This is a genomic window from Kribbella endophytica, assembly GCF_054781295.1.
Genome location: NZ_BAAGUR010000004.1, coordinates 321,092 through 336,464, shown reverse-complemented (window position 1 = coordinate 336,464; position 15,373 = coordinate 321,092). Strand labels below are relative to the sequence as shown.

Here is a 15,373-nt window from a genome sequence, read left to right as displayed (position 1 = left end):
ACAACGCCTTGAAGGAGGCGGCGCAGAGGTTGACACCACCGCTGCGAGCGAGCATCGTTTTGGGAGTCGTCAACGTTCGTTTTTCCAACGGACACACAAAGTTCGGCCACCGGATGATCCCGCGACGCTGACCAGGCCAGTGCCAGGCCTGAGTCGACGGGGGCTGAGATCGCCGGTGGACAGCCCCCCGCGGGGCAGAGGTGGAAGAGGTTCGGCGCCCAGTAGACAACAGCCGGGCGGCTCGCATCCAGCGGGTCCGCCGGTTGGTCCGAAGGGCGGCCGAGCCTCTTTCCTCTCTCAAACGAGCGCAGCCTCTCTCTTGCCTGACAGTGGCCTTTCGAGCCGCGTCGGTGCCGTAACACCATCACGACACCTCTGCGTCACCGACCGGATCTCTTCCGGGTGCTCCTACGTTGTACCGTCGTGCGCACCGGCAGGTGCCGGGCGGTGAGGCGAAGGGGACCCGAGTGGACCGGTTGAAGGCTCTGGCACGGCTGGTGCCGAGGATCGTGGTGGCGGTCGGCGCGGGCGCCCTGCTGGGTCTGGCCTTCGAACCGCACGACCACCCATGGCTTGCTGTGGTCGCCGTACCGCTGTTCCTGGCGGCGCTGAACGGCGTCTCGGTCAAGGGCGGCATCCTGGTCGGCGCCGGCTTCGGCATCACGTACTACGCCGTCCTGGTGCCCTGGCTCAGCGTCATCGGCGGCGACGCCGCGATCGCGCTGGCGATCCTCGAAGGCCTCTTCTACGCCGTCTTCGGCGCGCTCGCCAGCCAGGTGCTCAAGCACAAGCTGTGGATGCTGTGGATCCCGTGCCTGTGGGTCGGCACCGAGTTCGCGACCGCGTCGGTGCCGTTCGGTGGGTTCCCGTGGGGCCGGCTCGCGTGGGCGTTCTCGGATTCGCCGCTCGGCAAGCTCGCGTCGCTGGTCGGCATCGCGGGGCTGAGCTTCGTGGTCGCGCTGCTCGGCGTCTTCGCGTACGCCGTACTGCGTCGCAAGAGTGCCCTGGGTCTGCGCGTCGTCGCGCTGGTGGCCGGTGTCGCGATCGTCGGTGGCAGTTCGCTGATGACGCTGTCGACCGGCGGCAACGGCAAGACGATCACCGCGGCGATGGTGCAGGGCAACGTGCCGGGCAAGGGCCTGGAGTTCCTCGGCCGGGCCCGGACCGTCACCAAGAACCACATGAACGCGACGCTGGACCTGCAGCGCCAGGTCGAGGCCGGTACGCAGGTCAAGCCCGACCTGGTGATCTGGCCGGAGAACTCGACCGACATCGACCCGTACAAGGACGCCGAGACCCGGGCGGACATCGAGGCGGCCGTGAAGGCCGTCAACGTGCCGATCCTGGTCGGCGCGGTGACCGAAGGCCCGGGCCCGAACGAACGACAGACCACCGGCATCGTGTGGGACCCGGCGAGCGGCCCGGGGCAGCGCTACGCGAAGCGGCACCCGGTGCCGTTCGGTGAGTACATCCCGTTCCGCGACCAGCTGCTGCCGTACATCAAGCGGCTGGAGATGATCGGCAGGCAGACCGCGCCCGGCGTGGGTCCCGGCCTGATGCCGATCAACGGGGTGACGTACGGCGACCTGATCTGCTTCGAGCTCGCTTACGACAACGTGGTCTCCGACCTGGCCAAGGGCGGCGCGCAGGTTCTGATCGTGCAGACCAACAACGCGACGTACGGCGGGACCGGGCAGCCGGAGCAGCAGTTCGCGATCACCCGGATGCGCGCGATCGAGACCGGGCGGACCGTGCTGATCGCGTCGACGTCGGGCATCTCGGGCGTCGTCGGGCCGGACGGGAAGGTCGAGCACAAGTCGGGACAGTTCGTGCCGGACGTGTACGTCGCGTCCGTTCCGGTGCGCGACGGGCAGACCCTGGCGACCCGGCTCGGCGGCTGGCCGCAGTGGCTCTTGACCGGCCTGGGGATCATGGGAGCAGTACTGGCGCTGGCCGCGCGACGTCGGGGCCGTCCGGTCGATCCGGGAACCCCTCCGGCGGCGACCCCCAGCACTGAGAAGGTACCGGTCTGAACGATCGGTGAGGCGGTAGGAGAGGTGCACGATGAGCAACGTGTCCGGTAAACCAGTGCGCAAGACCCGAGGCCTGCCCTGGTTCGTCGCGGCGGCGTTGCTGGTGGTCCCGATCGTCGAGATCTACGTGATCATCCAGGTCGGCCAGGTGATCGGCGGCTGGCCCACGGTCGGACTGCTGCTGGTCGAGAGTGCGCTCGGCGCGTGGCTGATCAAGCGCGAGGGCCGGCGGGCGTTCGCCGCGCTGAAGACCGCGCTGGACACCGGGCGAATGCCCGGCAAGGAGCTGGCCGACGCGGCGCTGCTGCTGGTCGGCGGCACGCTGCTGCTGACGCCGGGGTTCGTCACCGACATCTTCGGGTTCTTCTTCGTGCTGCCGTTCACCCGGCCGCTCGCGCGTCGGGTGCTGTCGGCGTTCCTCGGCCGCCGCATCGTCGCCCAGCTCGGCGGCAACCCGATCACCGGCTTCATGCCCGGCACCTACCGCCCGCCGACGGCCGACCAGGCCGAGGGACAGCGGCAGCGCAACGACGACAACGTCGTCCAGGGCGAGGTCATCGACCCGGATCATCCTCAGGACAAGTGACGGACATCACTTCGTCGTACCGGGTCTGAACACAGCGAACGGGCCGTTCCGCGACATTGCGGAACGGCCCGTTCGAGCTTGCTGTGGGTCAGGCGGTGCGCTTGCCCGTGGTGTTGCGGGCCCGGTGCAGGTGCGCCGGACCGATCTCACCGTTGCGGAGCAGCTGGACGCGCTCGGCGAGCAGCTCCTCGAGCTCGGAGATGCTCCGACGCTCACGCAGCATGTCCCAGTGCGTACGAGCGGGCTTCTCCTGCTTCGGCTCCGGCTTCTCTCCGGTCGAACGGGCGGCTTCGCTGCCGCAGTGGGGGCACTCCCAGATCGCGGGGACCTCGGCGTCGTGCGCCATCGTCACCTCGACCACGTGACCGCGCGGGCAGTCGTAAGTGATCATCTGGCGCGGCGCGAACTCCACACCACGGTCGTCCTCGAAGCTGACCCCACCCAGCCCCGAACCACGCAGAACGCGATTAGACATGTCAAACCTCCGAGATTTCGTCATCCGTACCAACGGTCGGCCAGTGCGGATCATTCCCATTTTGGCATGCCCGAGGCCAAGGTACGCACCTGACAAGCCCGTCGTGACCCGGTGTCATCGTGTGTTCACAGTTGACTGTGTGTCCCGTACCACACTCTGAAACGCGCAACCGCATTCACAGCCAGTTGCCAGCTTTCCCAGATCCATTCCTCAGCATGTCTCCCTAGCGTCTGCGTCCATGGTCCTCCCACGCCACAAACTCCGTGGCCTCAGCCTGCTCAACGTGGCCCTGGTGGCGGTGGTGGTGGCCGTTGCCGTCGCCGCCTACCTGCTGTTCTTCCGGGACGAGTCCGAGGCGGCCGGTACGACGCGCCCGAGCGTCGCCGTCGCCCGCGGAGAGGTGGTCGCGAGCGTCAGTTCCAGCGGCACCCTGCAGAGCTCGCAGTCGGCGGCACCGCAGTTCGCGACGTCGGGCACGGTCACCGCGGTGTACGTGAAGGTCGGCCAGGTGGTCGCGAAGAACGCGGCGCTGGCCAAGATCGACCCGGCGCCGGCCGAGCGCCAGGTGCGCATCGCCGAACAGAACCAGATCGCCGCCGCCAACTCGGTGGACGCCGCCTCGGAGTCGCTCGACGACGCCGAGCAGGCGGCCGAGGACGCGGAAGAGGCAACAGCGACGCCGACGACGAGCACCAGTCAGGCGTCCGGCCAGGGCCAGACCTCCGGCGCCGGCCAGACCCAGGACCCGGCCATCGCGGCGACCAATGCGAAGGCGAGCTTGGCCCGGGCGAAGGCCGACAAGGAGCAGGCCGACCAGAACCTGGAAGCTGCCCAAGCGGCGGTCGCCGCGACGACGCTGCGGGCGCCGATCGCCGGCACGATCACCGCGGTGAGCGGTTCGGTCGGGTCCGTCGCGGGGAGTGGGAGCTCGAACTCGACCGGAGGTTCAGGGGCCGGCGCCGGCACGGGCGCGACGACGACCTCAACCTCTACCTCAGGCTTCGTCGACCTTGCCGACCTGAAGGCACTGCAAGTAGTTGCCGCGTTCCCCGAGGCGGACGCGATCAAGATCAAGGCCAAGCAGTCCGCGACCGTCACGCTCAACGCCGATCCCGGGACCACGCTGACGGCGACGCTGGTGTCGGTCTCGCCGACTCCGACCACCACCAACGGCGTCGTCTCGTACTCCGCGACGTTCAGCCTGGCGAAGCTTCCGGCCGGCGCGCGGATCGGGCAGACGGCGAACGTCGCCGTACAGACCGCGAAGGCGGCGAACGCGCTCTACGTGCCCAGTACGGCGGTCGTGACGTCCGGTACGACGCACACGGTGACGCTGGCCGACGGGACCAGTCGCGAGGTGCAGGTCGGCGTACAGGGCGGGAGCTTCACCGAGATCAAGTCCGGGCTGGACGAGGGCGAACAGGTCGAGCTGCTGCAGGGTGCCGTCGGAGCGACCGGTGCCGGGCAGGGGAGGACCGGGCAGTTCCCGGCCGGTCAGGGCGGTCAGCTGCCCGGTGGCTTCGGCGGCGGTCAAGGCGGACAGGGTGCGGGAGCGAACCGTGGCCGCTGACGCCCTGATCGAGATCCGGGACGTCTCGAAGACGTACGGCGCGGGCGAGACCGCCGTGCACGCGCTGCGTGGAGTCTCCCTGCAGGTGCACGCCGGCGACTACGTGGCGGTGATGGGCTCGTCCGGCTCGGGCAAGTCGACGTTGATGAACATCCTCGGCTGCCTCGACGTCCCGAGCCGTGGCGAGTACTGGCTGGACGGGACGAACGTCGCGCGGCTGTCCGAGGACCAGCAGGCCCTCGTCCGCGGCCGCAAGATCGGCTTCGTCTTCCAGTCGTTCAACCTGATCCCGCGGACCAGTGCCTTGGCGAACGTCGAACTGCCGCTCACCTACGCGCATCTGCGTCGTACAGAGCGCCGCGCACGAGCGCGCCGGGCGCTGGAGCTCGTCGGACTCGCCGACCGCGAGGACCACCGCCCGAACCAGCTCTCCGGCGGCCAGCAGCAACGCGTCGCGATCGCCCGTGCCCTCGCGACCGGTCCGCGGATCCTGCTCGCCGACGAACCCACCGGCAACCTGGACGCGCACTCGACCGACGAGGTGCTCGGCATGTTCGACGCGCTGAACGCCGAGGGCCGGACGGTCGTGGTGATCACGCACGAGGACGAGGTGGCCCGGCGCGCCCGGCGGCTGATCCAGGTCTCCGACGGCCGGATCGTCGCCGACGAGGTGACGCGCTGATGTCACCCCGCGACCTGTTCGGGGCCGCGCTGCGCGGTCTCGGCGCCAACAAGCTGCGTTCGCTGCTCACCGTGCTCGGCGTCTCGATCGGGGTCGGCGCCGTCATCGTGCTCGTTGCGGTCGGCAACGGCTCGGGCCGGGCCGTGCAGGACCGGTTGGAGGCCATGGGCACCAATCTGCTGACCGTCTCGTCATCCGGTGGAGGCGGCGGCTTCGCCCGCGGTCAGGCCGGTCCGTCAGCCCAGCAGTACGCGCTGACGACGGACGACGCTTCGGCGCTGGCCGACGACCGCCTCGCGCCAGACATCGCCGCGGTAGCGCCCGTGATGACCAGCACCGGTACGGCGACCAACGGCGACACCAGCTACACCGTCAACCAGGTGATCGGTACGACGCCCGAGTACCTGCCCGCGACAAACACTCCGGTTGGGACCGGCCGCGCTTTCACTCAGCAGGACGTGGACTCCTCGGCGCGGGTGATCCTGCTCGGCCAGACCGCGGCGAGCGAACTGTTCACCCGGCCGGCGGCCGCGGTCGGGCAGACGGTCAAGCTGGGCGCGGTCGACTTCGTCGTACTGGGTGTGCTGGCGAGCAAGGACAGCACCGGGTTCGCCGACCCGAACGCGGCGGTCGTCGTACCGATCAGCACGTTGCGATCGACGCAGGCCGGGTACGGCGCGCTGAACCAGATCGTCGTCCAGGCGTCGAGCAAGGACCGGGTCGACGTCGCGCAGGCCGAGGTGACCCAGTTGCTCGCGGCCAGGCACCAGGTCCCGGCGACACAGACCTCGCCGTTCCGGATCACGAACTCGGCGCAGATCCTGCAGACGAGCCAGGACACCGCCGCGACGTTCACCGCGCTGCTCGCGACGGTGGCGGCGATCAGCCTGGTGGTCGGCGGGATCGGCGTCACCAACATCATGCTCGTCACCGTCACCGAGCGGACCCGGGAGATCGGGATCCGCAAGGCGCTCGGCGCGCGGCGGCGGGCGATCCTCGGTCAGTTCCTGATCGAGGCGACGCTGCTCAGCCTGATCGGCGGCGCGGTCGGCGTGGCCGTGGCGCTGGTGGTCAGCCGGTTCGAGCTGGCCGGCGTACGGCCGGTGCTGGTGCCGTCGTCGATCGCGCTCGCGTTCGGCGTGTCCGCGGCCGTCGGGCTCTTCTTCGGCAGCATGCCGGCGCACCGCGCGGCCGGTCTCCGTCCCATCGATGCCTTGCGGCACGAGTAAGAAAGGTTTGTCCATGAGCAACCAGACTCCCGACGACTTCGCCCAGATCGGGTCCGACCAGGAGGTCGAGGAGGCGCTGAAGCCGAAGAAGACGCTCAAGTTGCCGGTGGCAACGGCCGTGCTGAGCGGCGTCGTCGTCCTCGCGATCGGGCTGGCGGGCGGAGCGGGCTTGCACGCGGCCTTCGCGTCCGACAGCCCGACGCCGCAGGCCGGGCGAGGTGCGGGTGGGTACGGCGGCTTCCGCGGCCAAGGCGGGGGACAGGGCGGTCAGGGCTTCGGCGCTGGCGCCGGGAACGCGGCGGTGGGCACAGTCGTGTCGGCGGCGGACGGCAAGCTCGTCGTGAAGACCCAGAACGGCGACGTCACCGTGAAGCTCACCGGCGACACGTCGTACGAGATCAGCAGCAAGGGCGCGGCCACGGATCTGAAGGCGGGGGAGCAGGTCGTCGTCAGCGGCGAGACAGCCGACGGCACACTCACCGCACGCACCGTCCGCCAGGGCGACGTACCAGCCGGCGGGTTCGGGCGGAACCCGAATTCCTCCGCGTCGCCGCGCTGAAAACAGCCTCCTCCGAGCCTGGTCGAATCGGCTCCGCGCCAGCCTGGTGCGGAGCCGGTTTGGTGCCGGGGCGTTGACGGGGTTCTTTGGAAAGCGCTATCTTGCGACGAAATGAGGCGCAGAAAGTACAAATTCGCCTCTTCGTCGACAGGAGAAGACGGCATGCGCAGCTCATGGAGACTCGTCGCCGCGGGGGTGACGGCTGCTCTGGTGGTGGCCTCTTGCGGGACGTCCGGCGCTGGTGAGGTGGCTCAGGACCCGTCGGCTCCGCTGGAGCTGTGGGTTCGGACCACGCCCGGCGGGGACGGCGAGAAGGGGATGAAGAAGCTCGCCGCGGCGTTCTCGTCGGTGAGTGGGCAGAAGGTCGAGGTGACCGCGATCTTCGACGACTTCGAGACGAAGCTGTCGCAGCGGGCGGCGCAGAAGGATCTGCCGGATCTCGTGCTGAACGACTCGTCGCAGCTCGGGACGATGGTCAGCCAGGGGATCGTGCGTGAGGTCGACCTGGGCGCGGTCAAGGGGAGCGATCAGCTGCTCGAGGCGGCGCTGGCTGCCGGACGCGCGGGGGACGGGAAGACGTACGGCGTGCCGTACTCGGCTCAGGCGAGTGCGCTGCTGATCCGGAAGGACTGGCGGGCCAAGGTCGGGCTGCCGGTGCCGGCTTCGTGGTCGGCTCTGGCTGAGCTGGCCAAGGCGTTCACGACGCAGGACCCGGACGGGAACGGGAAGGCCGACACGGCGGGGCTGGCGGTGCCGGGGTCGACGAAGCGTGGGTACGCGTCGTGGTACTTCTCGAACTTCCTGTGGGCGGGTGGTGGTGACTTCATCGCAGTGCAGCCGGACGGGAAGTTCAAGCCGGCGATGAGTACGCCGGAGTCGGTCGCGGCGACGACGTGGTTCCGCGAGCTGGCCTGTACGGCGAAGGTCGTGCAGCCGGGCGCCGCGACGATGGACACGCCGCCGACGAATGAGACGTTCGAGGCTGGTCGGGCGGGGATGTACGTCGTCGGGCCCTACTTGCTGCCGCGGTTCGACTCGGCGCTGGGCAAGGACAAGTACGAGGTCGTGCCGATGCCGGCCGGTCCGAAGGACGCGACGGTGCTCGCGGAGGGCGGCAGCGTGTACTTGATGGCCGGCTCGGCGAACCGCGCGGGCCAGGACGCCTTCGCCGCGTTCGCGATCTCTCCTGAGGGACAGAAGCTGGGCATGGCGGGGGAGAAGGCCTTCATCGTCCAGCTCCCGGTGAACAAGTCGGTCGACATCACAACGGTCCGTCCCGACCCGCGGTGGAAGGTGTACGCCGACGCCTACGCGGCGCACGGTCGCTACGCCCCGTCGATCCCCAACTGGACCGCCGTACGCCAAGCCTCTGCGGACACGATCAACGCACTGATCGCCGACTGCAGCCTGAACGTCGGTGAGGAACTGAAGAAGTTGGACGGGAAGCTCGGTGAGGCTCTCAACCAGCAAGGCATCGCCGCGTCATGACAGCTCAAGTAGTGACCCGAGTTGGCGTTGTCGTCCGCGAAAGGGTGCGGACACGGCGGGGCGGGCAGTGGTGGGTGCCCTGGGCGTTTCTTGCGCCTGCTCTTGTCCTCTTTCTGTACTTCAAGTTCATTCCGATGGCTCAGGCCGTGGTCATGTCCGTGCAGGACGTGAAGCCTTATCTGGGGAACACCTGGGTGGGGGCGGCCAACTACTCCGAGGTGTTGGGATCGGAGGGGTTTCGGGCGGCGGCGTGGAACACCGTGGTGCTGGCGGTGGGGCAGACGTTCGGGTCGATGGTGCTGGGGTTCGGGCTTGCGCTGCTGGTGGAGGGGCAGACCCGGAAGCTGAGCTTCATCCGGTCGGCGGCGTTCCTGCCGGTGGTGGTGCCGTTGGCGGTGGTCGCCGAGTTGTGGCGGATCATGTACCACCCGACGGCCGACGGGCTGATGAACCAGGTGATCGGGCTGGTCGGGCTCGGGCCCTCGGGGTTCATCAACCACCCGGACAGCTCGCTCGCGTCGATCGTCGTGACCGGGATCTGGCGCGGGGCGCCGTACGACATGATGATCTTCCTCGCCGGACTGGCCGGGATCGACCGCGGGCTGTACGAGGCGGCGACCGTCGACGGCGCGTCCACGCGGCAGCGGATCCTGCACGTCACGCTGCCCGGGCTCCGGCCGGTGTTCGCGATCCTGTTCGTGCTCGCCGCCGTGCGCGGGTTCCGGAGCTTCACCGAGGTCTTCCTGCTCACCAACGGCGGCCCGAACGGCTCCACCGAGGTCGTGATGACGCTGATCTACAAGCTCGGCCTCGAGCAGAACCGCCTCGGCGTCGGTTCGGCGGGCGCGGTCCTGCTGTTCGCCGCGACGCTCGTCCTGACCGTCTGCGTCCAGTTGCTGCGTCGAAGGAGAGCCGCATGAGCGCCGCCACAGAGACCGCCCTCGGTCTCACCGAACGCACCGGCCTCGGCGCCAAGCTGATCAAGGCCGTCGTCTACACCGGCCTGTTCGTCGTGTTCGCCGGTCCGTTGCTCGCACTCCTGGTCAGCTCGTTCAACCACGTGTCCGACCCGACCCAGCTGAGCGTGATCCCGCGCAGCCCGACGCTGGACAACTTCCGGATCGCGTTCGACCACGGCGTACTGCGGTACCTGCTGAACTCGTTCTTCGTCGTCGGCTTCGGTCTCCTGCTCCAGGTCGCGGTCTCCGTGCTCGCCGGGTACGCACTGGCCCGCAAGGTGTTCCCGCTGATGACGCTGGTGATGGTCGCGATCCTGGCGACGATGATGCTGCCCGAGGAGATCCTCGCGCTGCCGCTGACCCTCGTGCTCGGCGACCTCCCGCTGCTGCACCTGAACCTGATGGGCACGCTCGCGGGCATGATCGTGCCGCTCGGTGCGTGGGCGTTCTCGATCCTGGTGATGACCGAGTTCATGAAGGACGTACCGCGGGAGCTCGAGGAGGCGGCCCGGATCGACGGCGCCGGCGAGCTGCGGATCTTCGCCCAGATCATCCTGCCGCTGTGCAAGCCGGCGCTGGGCGTGATCGGCGTGTTCGGCTTCACGATGATCTGGGACCAGTACCTGCTGCCGTTGCTGGTGGCAACGGACTCCTCGGCGTACACGTTGCCCTTGGCCCTCAGAACGTTGCGGATCGATCCTGTCGTCACCCCCGGCGTCGTCCTGGCCGCGTCGCTGCTCGCGCTGCTGCCGTCGGTGCTGGTGTTCCTGTTCTTCCAACGGTCCTTCGCGCGAGGGCTCACCTCGGGCGCGCTGAAAGGGTGACTGGCATGGAGTGGTTCCGCCACGACCGGTTCGGGATGTTCGTGCACTGGGGGCTGTACTCGCTGGCCGCCCGGCACGAGTGGGTGAAGAACCGGGAACGGATGACCGACGAGCGGTACCAGCGGTACTTCGACCGGTTCGACCCGGATCTGTACGACCCGCGGGAGTGGGCGCGCTCCGCGCGGGCGGCCGGCATGCGGTACGTCGTACTGACGACGAAGCACCACGACGGGTTCTGCCTGTGGGACAGCGCGCTGACCGACTACAAGGTGACCAACACGCCGTACGGGCGGGACCTGGTCGAGCCGTTCGTCGCGGCCTGCCGCGCGGAGGGCCTGAAGGTCGGGTTCTACCACTCGCTGATCGACTGGCACCATCCCGAGTTCCCGATCGACGGGTTGCATCCGCAGCGCGACGAGCCTGATCCGCGGCCGCGGGACATCGCCGTCTACCGGGAGTACCTGCACGGACAGGTGCGGGAGCTGCTGACCGGCTTCGGGACGATCGACTACCTGTTCTTCGACTTCTCGTACGCCGGGCGCCCGAACACGTGGGGTGGGAAGGGGGCCGAGGATTGGGGCGCCGAGGAGTTGCTGGCCATGGTCCGGGAGCTGCAGCCGGACATCCTGGTGAACGACCGGACCGGCTTGCCGGGCGACTTCGTGACGCCGGAGCAGTACCAGCCGTCCGGGCCGATGGGGGTCGCGTGGGAGGCGTGCCAGACGCTGAACGGGAGCTGGGGCTACGACCGGGACAACGTCGACTACAAGTCGCCCGAGCTGCTGGTCCGGATGCTCGTCGACGGGGTCTCCAAGGACGGCAACCTGCTGCTCAACGTCGGCCCGACCGGGCGCGGGCTGATCGATCCCGAGGCCGAGACGCGGCTGGCGGCGATCGGTGAGTGGATGCGGCTGCACGAGCGGTCGATCCGCGGGTGCGGTGCTTCGTCGTACGACGCTCCGACCGATTGCCGCTTCACGCAGAACGGTGATCGGCTCTACCTGCATCTCTTCAGCTGGCCGTTCAAGCACGTGCACCTGCCGGGGCTGGCCGGGAAGGTCCGGTACGCGCAGCTGCTGTCGGACGGCTCGGAGATCCAGCTCGTCGAGCCCGACCCGACCCGCACGGCCGAGAACACCCGCCCCGGTGCTCAGCCGCCCGGCACGCTCACGCTCGAGCTCCCCGTCCGCCGCCCCGAGGTCGCGGTTCCCGTCATCGAACTGTTCCTTTGAAGAGGAGGGCCCGTGAAGAGAAGAACGTTCCTCACAGCCACCGGTGTGACCGCGGCTGGTCTTGCAGTGCCTTCTGAGGCTCTTGCTGCAACTCCCAAGACACTCGTTCGTTCGGTGGACGAACTTCAGCAGGCGATCGATCGCGCGGTTCCCGGCAGTACCGTCGTACTTGCTGATGGCACCTATGACGTGGCCTCGCCGATCACGATCACCGGGAAGCGGGGGAGTCGGCGGCGGCCGATCACCGTGCGGGCGGAGTCGTGTGGTGGGGTCGTGCTGACGGGTGAGCAGAGCTTTGTGCTGACCGGGTCCTCGGACCTGACCATCAGCGGTTTCGTCTTCAGGCAGCGGACGACGCTCGAGCTGCCGCCGGACTGCCGGCGGATCCGGTTGAGTCACAACGACTTCCAGTTGGCCGATCTCGAGGGGCTGCACTGGGTGATGGTCCGGGCGGATCATTCGACGATCGTCCGCAACGTGTGGCACGGGAAGTCGACGCTCGGGATCTACTTGGGGATCGAGGGCGCCGGCACGAGCTCGATGGCGCAGGGTGTGTACGTCGCTCGCAACCACTTCCGCGACCACACGTTCGCCGGCGACAACGGGGGTGAGCCGATTCGGCTCGGGGTCAGTCCGCGGGCGCTGTCGCACGCGGGAGCGGTGATCGAGCTGAACCTGTTCGAGCGGGCCAACGGCGATCCGGAGGCGATCTCGGTGAAGTCGTCGGGCAACGTGATCCGGCGGAACACGATCCGCGACAGCCTCGGGGGGATCGTCCTGCGGCACGGCAACGACAACCGGGTCGAGGGCAACTACTTGCTGGCCGGGAGCAACGGGATCCGGATCTACGGCAACGATCATCTGGTCGTCAACAACTACCTGGAGCGGATCGGAGGTGCGGGGATCGTGCTCGGGAGCGGCTCGGTGCGGGATCACTTCGCCGGGGAGTCCGCGGAGTCGCGGCGCGGCAACGACGCCCCCGACCGGGTTCGCATCGGTCTCAACACGGTCCTGGACTGCAGCTCGGCGATCGTCGGGGAAAGTCACCGGACCCTCCCGCCGCTGGAGTGCGCGATCACGGACAATCTCCTGATGGGCGACACAGGACAGCTGATCGACATGCCGTTCCCGGACGGGATCGAGTTCTCGGGCAACCTCACCTGGGGCGCTGCCGCCGACGGCAACGTCCCGGCGACGCGCAAGGATCCTCGCTTGGCCGCGGGTGCTGACGGCGTACGGCGTCTGACCGAGCACAGCCCGGCGAGAGACGCGGCCACCCGTTGGTACCCCGGTGTCGAGACCGACCTCGACGGGGACAAACGGCACGGACGCGCAGACATTGGTGCCGACGAGTACTCGAAGCATCGCCCCGCCTGGGGCCCGCTCACCGCGGCCGAGGTCGGGCCGCAGAGCTCATGAACGCACCACGCCCGCCCGAGGCCCAGCAGGCCCGCGCCACCGAGCCGATCCGGCCAACTACCCGGCAGGACGAGCTGATTCGCACGCACCTGGACCGGCTGCGGCTCGACCTCGTCGTCGCTGCGCGGATCACCAAGGTCCACCGCGAGTGGGCGCGTCCCCTGCAACCCGATCCGTTCTCGCGGCTCTACCTGATCCTCGAGGGCGAGGGCCGGCTCGTGGTCGGCGACCAGGTGCTCGACCCGAAGCCCGGTGACCTCTGCTACCTGCCGGCCGAGGTGCCGGTGTCGTACGAGGCGATCAGCGACAACACCTACCGCAAGCACTGGCTGCACTTCTCCGCGCTGATCGGCGACAAGGACATCGGCGAGGTGCTGAGCCTTCCGTACGTCGTACGCAGCAAATCGCCCGAGGAAGCCGGAGCCCTGTTCGAGCAGGTCGGTGCGGCCGACCGGGATCCGCCCGGCCTCGCGACGCCGCTCCGGCTGCGGTCGGCGCTGACCGCGTTGTTCGCGCACTACCTGGACAGCGCGCCCGCTGGGACCGTGCAGCTCTCGCCGCAGCAGACGAGCGAGTCGGACGTCGTCGAGTACATCCAGGCCAATCTCGGCAGGCAGCTGACCGTCGAGGGACTGGCCGCTCAGTTCGGGCAGGACCAGCCGACGTTCATCCGGTACTTCCGGGCGGAGTTCGGTCTGTCGCCCAAGCAGTACCTCAAGCGGGCCCGGATCGAGTGGGCCCAGCGCGAGCTCGCCTCGACCGCGCGCCCGATGGAGGAGATCGCCGCGGCCGTCGGCATGGACCAGTCGTACTTCTCCAAGGTCTTCCGCCAGGTCAGCTCGGTCACCCCGAGCGAATACCGAAAGCTGTACCGCCCCCACAGCTAGGAGCCCCATCATGCACCGACGTACCTTCTTGGCCGGCGGCCTTGCCGCCGTCGTCCTGTCCCGCTCCACCGACGCGTCCGCAGGCACGACGGCGACCGTCACCTCACTCGCTCAGCTCCAGCAGGCGATCAACAGCGCCACCGCCGGCACCCGGATCGTTCTGGCCAACGGCTCGTACGCCGTGCCGTCCGGATCGCCGATCACGATCAGCGGCCGGCACGGCACCAGCGCGGCGCCGATCACCATCACGGCGGAGAGTCGCGGAGGGGTGACGCTCACCGGCCCGCACAGTTTCGTCTTCGCGAACTCGTCGGACCTCGTGATCAGCGGGTTCGTCTTCAAGCAGAGCTCGACGCTGGACATCCCGGCGAACTCGCCGCGGATCCGGCTGACGCGGAACGACTTCGCGCTGGCGTCGTCGGTCGGGCACTGGGTGGTCGTCCGCAGTGACGACGTGAAGGTCGACCGGAACGTCTGGCACGACAAGTCCACCGTCGGCTGCTACCTGGTGATCGACGGGCCGTCCGGGACCGCGATGGCGCAGCGGACGCACATCCTGCGCAACCACTTCCGCGATCACAGCTTCAGCGGATCGAACGGCGGCGAGCCGATCCGGCTCGGGGTGAGCAGCCGGGCGCTGGGTGATGCCGGCGCGACGGTCGAGTACAACCTGTTCGAGCGGGTGAACGGGGATCCCGAGGCGATCTCGGTCAAGTCGTCGGGGAACACCATCAGGTACAACACGATCCGGAGCAGCCTGGGCGGGATCGTGCTGCGGCACGGCAACGACAACCGGGTCGAGGGCAACTACTTGCTGGCCGGGAGCAACGGGATCCGGATCTACGGCAACGACCACCTGATCGTCAACAACTACGTGGGCGGAGTGAGCAGCGCGGGGATCGTGCTCGGGAGTGGGTCGGTGCGAGATCACTACGAGGGGGAGCCGTCGGACTCCAGGACGGGCAACGATGCGCCCGACCGGGTGACGATCGTGCTGAACACGCTGCGGAACAACGGCCAGGCGATCGTGGGGGAGAGCCAGCGGACGTTGCCGCCGCTGGGCTGCCGGATCGCCGACAACTTGCTGGTCGGCGACGGGGACCCGCTGGTGGACATGCCGTACCAGCAGGGGATCACTTGGGCAGGCAACATCGTCTGGGGGGCGGCGGCGAACGGGAACCTGTCGGGCTTCACGCGGGCCGACCCCAAGCTGGTCGCTGGAGCTGACGGGGTCTACCGGCTTGGAGCGGGGAGTGCGGCGATCAATGCGGCCAGTGAGTCGAGTCGGGTGAATGACGACCTGGACGGGCAGGCACGGACGGCGCCGTACGACGTGGGCGCCGATGAGTACTCGAGTGCACAACCCGTCCGCAAGCCGCTGACGGCCGCCGACGTCGGCCCCGGCGCGGCCTAGTCGGCGGGGGCTGCCG

General features: G+C 68.8%; 14 protein-coding genes. 13 read left to right on the top strand and 1 reads right to left on the bottom strand.

The genetic code is table 11. The features are described from left to right. Positions 1-467: 467 nt before the first annotated feature. Both lnt and ACYVIO_RS33420 read left to right on the top strand, forming a co-directional pair. Complete coding sequence (gene lnt, locus ACYVIO_RS33425; protein WP_460654938.1) at positions 468-2,033, top strand: apolipoprotein N-acyltransferase; 1,566 nt, start codon at positions 468-470, stop codon at positions 2,031-2,033. Positions 2,034-2,064: 31 nt separating this feature from the next. Next, positions 2,065-2,619 carry an FxsA family protein gene (locus tag ACYVIO_RS33420; protein ID WP_460654937.1) on the top strand — a complete coding sequence of 185 codons (555 nt, stop codon included), beginning with the start codon at positions 2,065-2,067 and terminating at the stop codon, positions 2,617-2,619. 88 nt (positions 2,620-2,707) lie between these two features. On the opposite strand, the gene ACYVIO_RS33415 is transcribed toward ACYVIO_RS33420, so the two are convergent. Then, the gene (locus ACYVIO_RS33415) at positions 2,708-3,094 is read right to left on the bottom strand and encodes an RNA polymerase-binding protein RbpA (protein ID WP_344172121.1); all 387 of its coding nucleotides are present in this window, start codon (positions 3,092-3,094) and stop codon (positions 2,708-2,710) included. Between the two features lie 238 nt (positions 3,095-3,332). Between ACYVIO_RS33415 and ACYVIO_RS33410 the strand changes: the two genes are divergently transcribed. The 11 genes from ACYVIO_RS33410 (at position 3,333) to ACYVIO_RS33360 (ending at position 15,357) form a co-directional block, all read left to right on the top strand. Next, positions 3,333-4,664: an efflux RND transporter periplasmic adaptor subunit gene (locus ACYVIO_RS33410; RefSeq protein WP_460654936.1), complete on the top strand. Its 1,332-nt coding sequence runs from the start codon at positions 3,333-3,335 to the stop codon at positions 4,662-4,664. Then, positions 4,654-5,346 (top strand): ABC transporter ATP-binding protein, encoded by a 693-nt coding sequence (locus ACYVIO_RS33405; protein ID WP_460654935.1) that lies wholly within the window; start codon positions 4,654-4,656, stop codon positions 5,344-5,346. The genes ACYVIO_RS33410 and ACYVIO_RS33405 overlap by 11 nt, the downstream gene beginning before the upstream one ends. After that, the gene (locus ACYVIO_RS33400) at positions 5,346-6,575 is read left to right on the top strand and encodes an ABC transporter permease (RefSeq protein ID WP_460654934.1); all 1,230 of its coding nucleotides are present in this window, start codon (positions 5,346-5,348) and stop codon (positions 6,573-6,575) included. Before ACYVIO_RS33405 ends, ACYVIO_RS33400 begins: the two co-directional genes overlap by 1 nt. A 13-nt stretch (positions 6,576-6,588) precedes the next feature. Next, positions 6,589-7,134, top strand: coding sequence for a hypothetical protein (locus tag ACYVIO_RS33395; RefSeq protein ID WP_460654933.1), 546 nt, complete (start codon positions 6,589-6,591; stop codon positions 7,132-7,134). A 162-nt stretch (positions 7,135-7,296) separates the two neighbouring features. Continuing rightward, positions 7,297-8,622, top strand: a complete 1,326-nt coding sequence (locus tag ACYVIO_RS33390) for a sugar ABC transporter substrate-binding protein (protein WP_460654932.1) — start codon at positions 7,297-7,299, stop codon at positions 8,620-8,622. Positions 8,623-8,756: 134 nt separating this feature from the next. Then, positions 8,757-9,542, top strand: coding sequence for a carbohydrate ABC transporter permease (locus ACYVIO_RS33385; RefSeq protein ID WP_460654931.1), 786 nt, complete (start codon positions 8,757-8,759; stop codon positions 9,540-9,542). Next, positions 9,539-10,405 carry a carbohydrate ABC transporter permease gene (locus tag ACYVIO_RS33380; RefSeq protein WP_460654930.1) on the top strand — a complete coding sequence of 289 codons (867 nt, stop codon included), beginning with the start codon at positions 9,539-9,541 and terminating at the stop codon, positions 10,403-10,405. Before ACYVIO_RS33385 ends, ACYVIO_RS33380 begins: the two co-directional genes overlap by 4 nt. Before the next feature lie 5 nt (positions 10,406-10,410). Next, positions 10,411-11,637: an alpha-L-fucosidase gene (locus ACYVIO_RS33375; RefSeq protein WP_460654929.1), complete on the top strand. Its 1,227-nt coding sequence runs from the start codon at positions 10,411-10,413 to the stop codon at positions 11,635-11,637. A 114-nt stretch (positions 11,638-11,751) separates the two neighbouring features. Next, positions 11,752-13,056 carry a polysaccharide lyase 6 family protein gene (locus ACYVIO_RS33370; RefSeq protein WP_460654928.1) on the top strand — a complete coding sequence of 435 codons (1,305 nt, stop codon included), beginning with the start codon at positions 11,752-11,754 and terminating at the stop codon, positions 13,054-13,056. Further along, on the top strand, positions 13,053-13,943 hold the full coding sequence (locus ACYVIO_RS33365; protein ID WP_460654927.1) for an AraC family transcriptional regulator: 891 nt from the start codon (positions 13,053-13,055) through the stop codon (positions 13,941-13,943). The genes ACYVIO_RS33370 and ACYVIO_RS33365 overlap by 4 nt, the downstream gene beginning before the upstream one ends. A gap of 10 nt (positions 13,944-13,953) precedes the next feature. Beyond that, the gene (locus ACYVIO_RS33360) at positions 13,954-15,357 is read left to right on the top strand and encodes a polysaccharide lyase 6 family protein (RefSeq protein WP_460654926.1); all 1,404 of its coding nucleotides are present in this window, start codon (positions 13,954-13,956) and stop codon (positions 15,355-15,357) included. The last annotated feature ends 16 nt before the right edge of the window (positions 15,358-15,373 follow it).

Coding starts and splice junctions, on each gene's coding strand:
- ACYVIO_RS33420 (WP_460654937.1), top strand. CDS start 2,065: ATGAGCAACGTGTCCGGTAAACCAGTGCGCAAGACCCGAGGCCTGCCC.
- ACYVIO_RS33415 (WP_344172121.1), bottom strand. CDS start 3,094: ATGTCTAATCGCGTTCTGCGTGGTTCGGGGCTGGGTGGGGTCAGCTTC.
- ACYVIO_RS33410 (WP_460654936.1), top strand. CDS start 3,333: ATGGTCCTCCCACGCCACAAACTCCGTGGCCTCAGCCTGCTCAACGTG.
- ACYVIO_RS33400 (WP_460654934.1), top strand. CDS start 5,346: ATGTCACCCCGCGACCTGTTCGGGGCCGCGCTGCGCGGTCTCGGCGCC.
- ACYVIO_RS33395 (WP_460654933.1), top strand. CDS start 6,589: ATGAGCAACCAGACTCCCGACGACTTCGCCCAGATCGGGTCCGACCAG.
- ACYVIO_RS33390 (WP_460654932.1), top strand. CDS start 7,297: ATGCGCAGCTCATGGAGACTCGTCGCCGCGGGGGTGACGGCTGCTCTG.
- ACYVIO_RS33385 (WP_460654931.1), top strand. CDS start 8,757: ATGGCTCAGGCCGTGGTCATGTCCGTGCAGGACGTGAAGCCTTATCTG.
- ACYVIO_RS33380 (WP_460654930.1), top strand. CDS start 9,539: ATGAGCGCCGCCACAGAGACCGCCCTCGGTCTCACCGAACGCACCGGC.
- ACYVIO_RS33375 (WP_460654929.1), top strand. CDS start 10,411: ATGGAGTGGTTCCGCCACGACCGGTTCGGGATGTTCGTGCACTGGGGG.
- ACYVIO_RS33365 (WP_460654927.1), top strand. CDS start 13,053: ATGAACGCACCACGCCCGCCCGAGGCCCAGCAGGCCCGCGCCACCGAG.
- ACYVIO_RS33360 (WP_460654926.1), top strand. CDS start 13,954: ATGCACCGACGTACCTTCTTGGCCGGCGGCCTTGCCGCCGTCGTCCTG.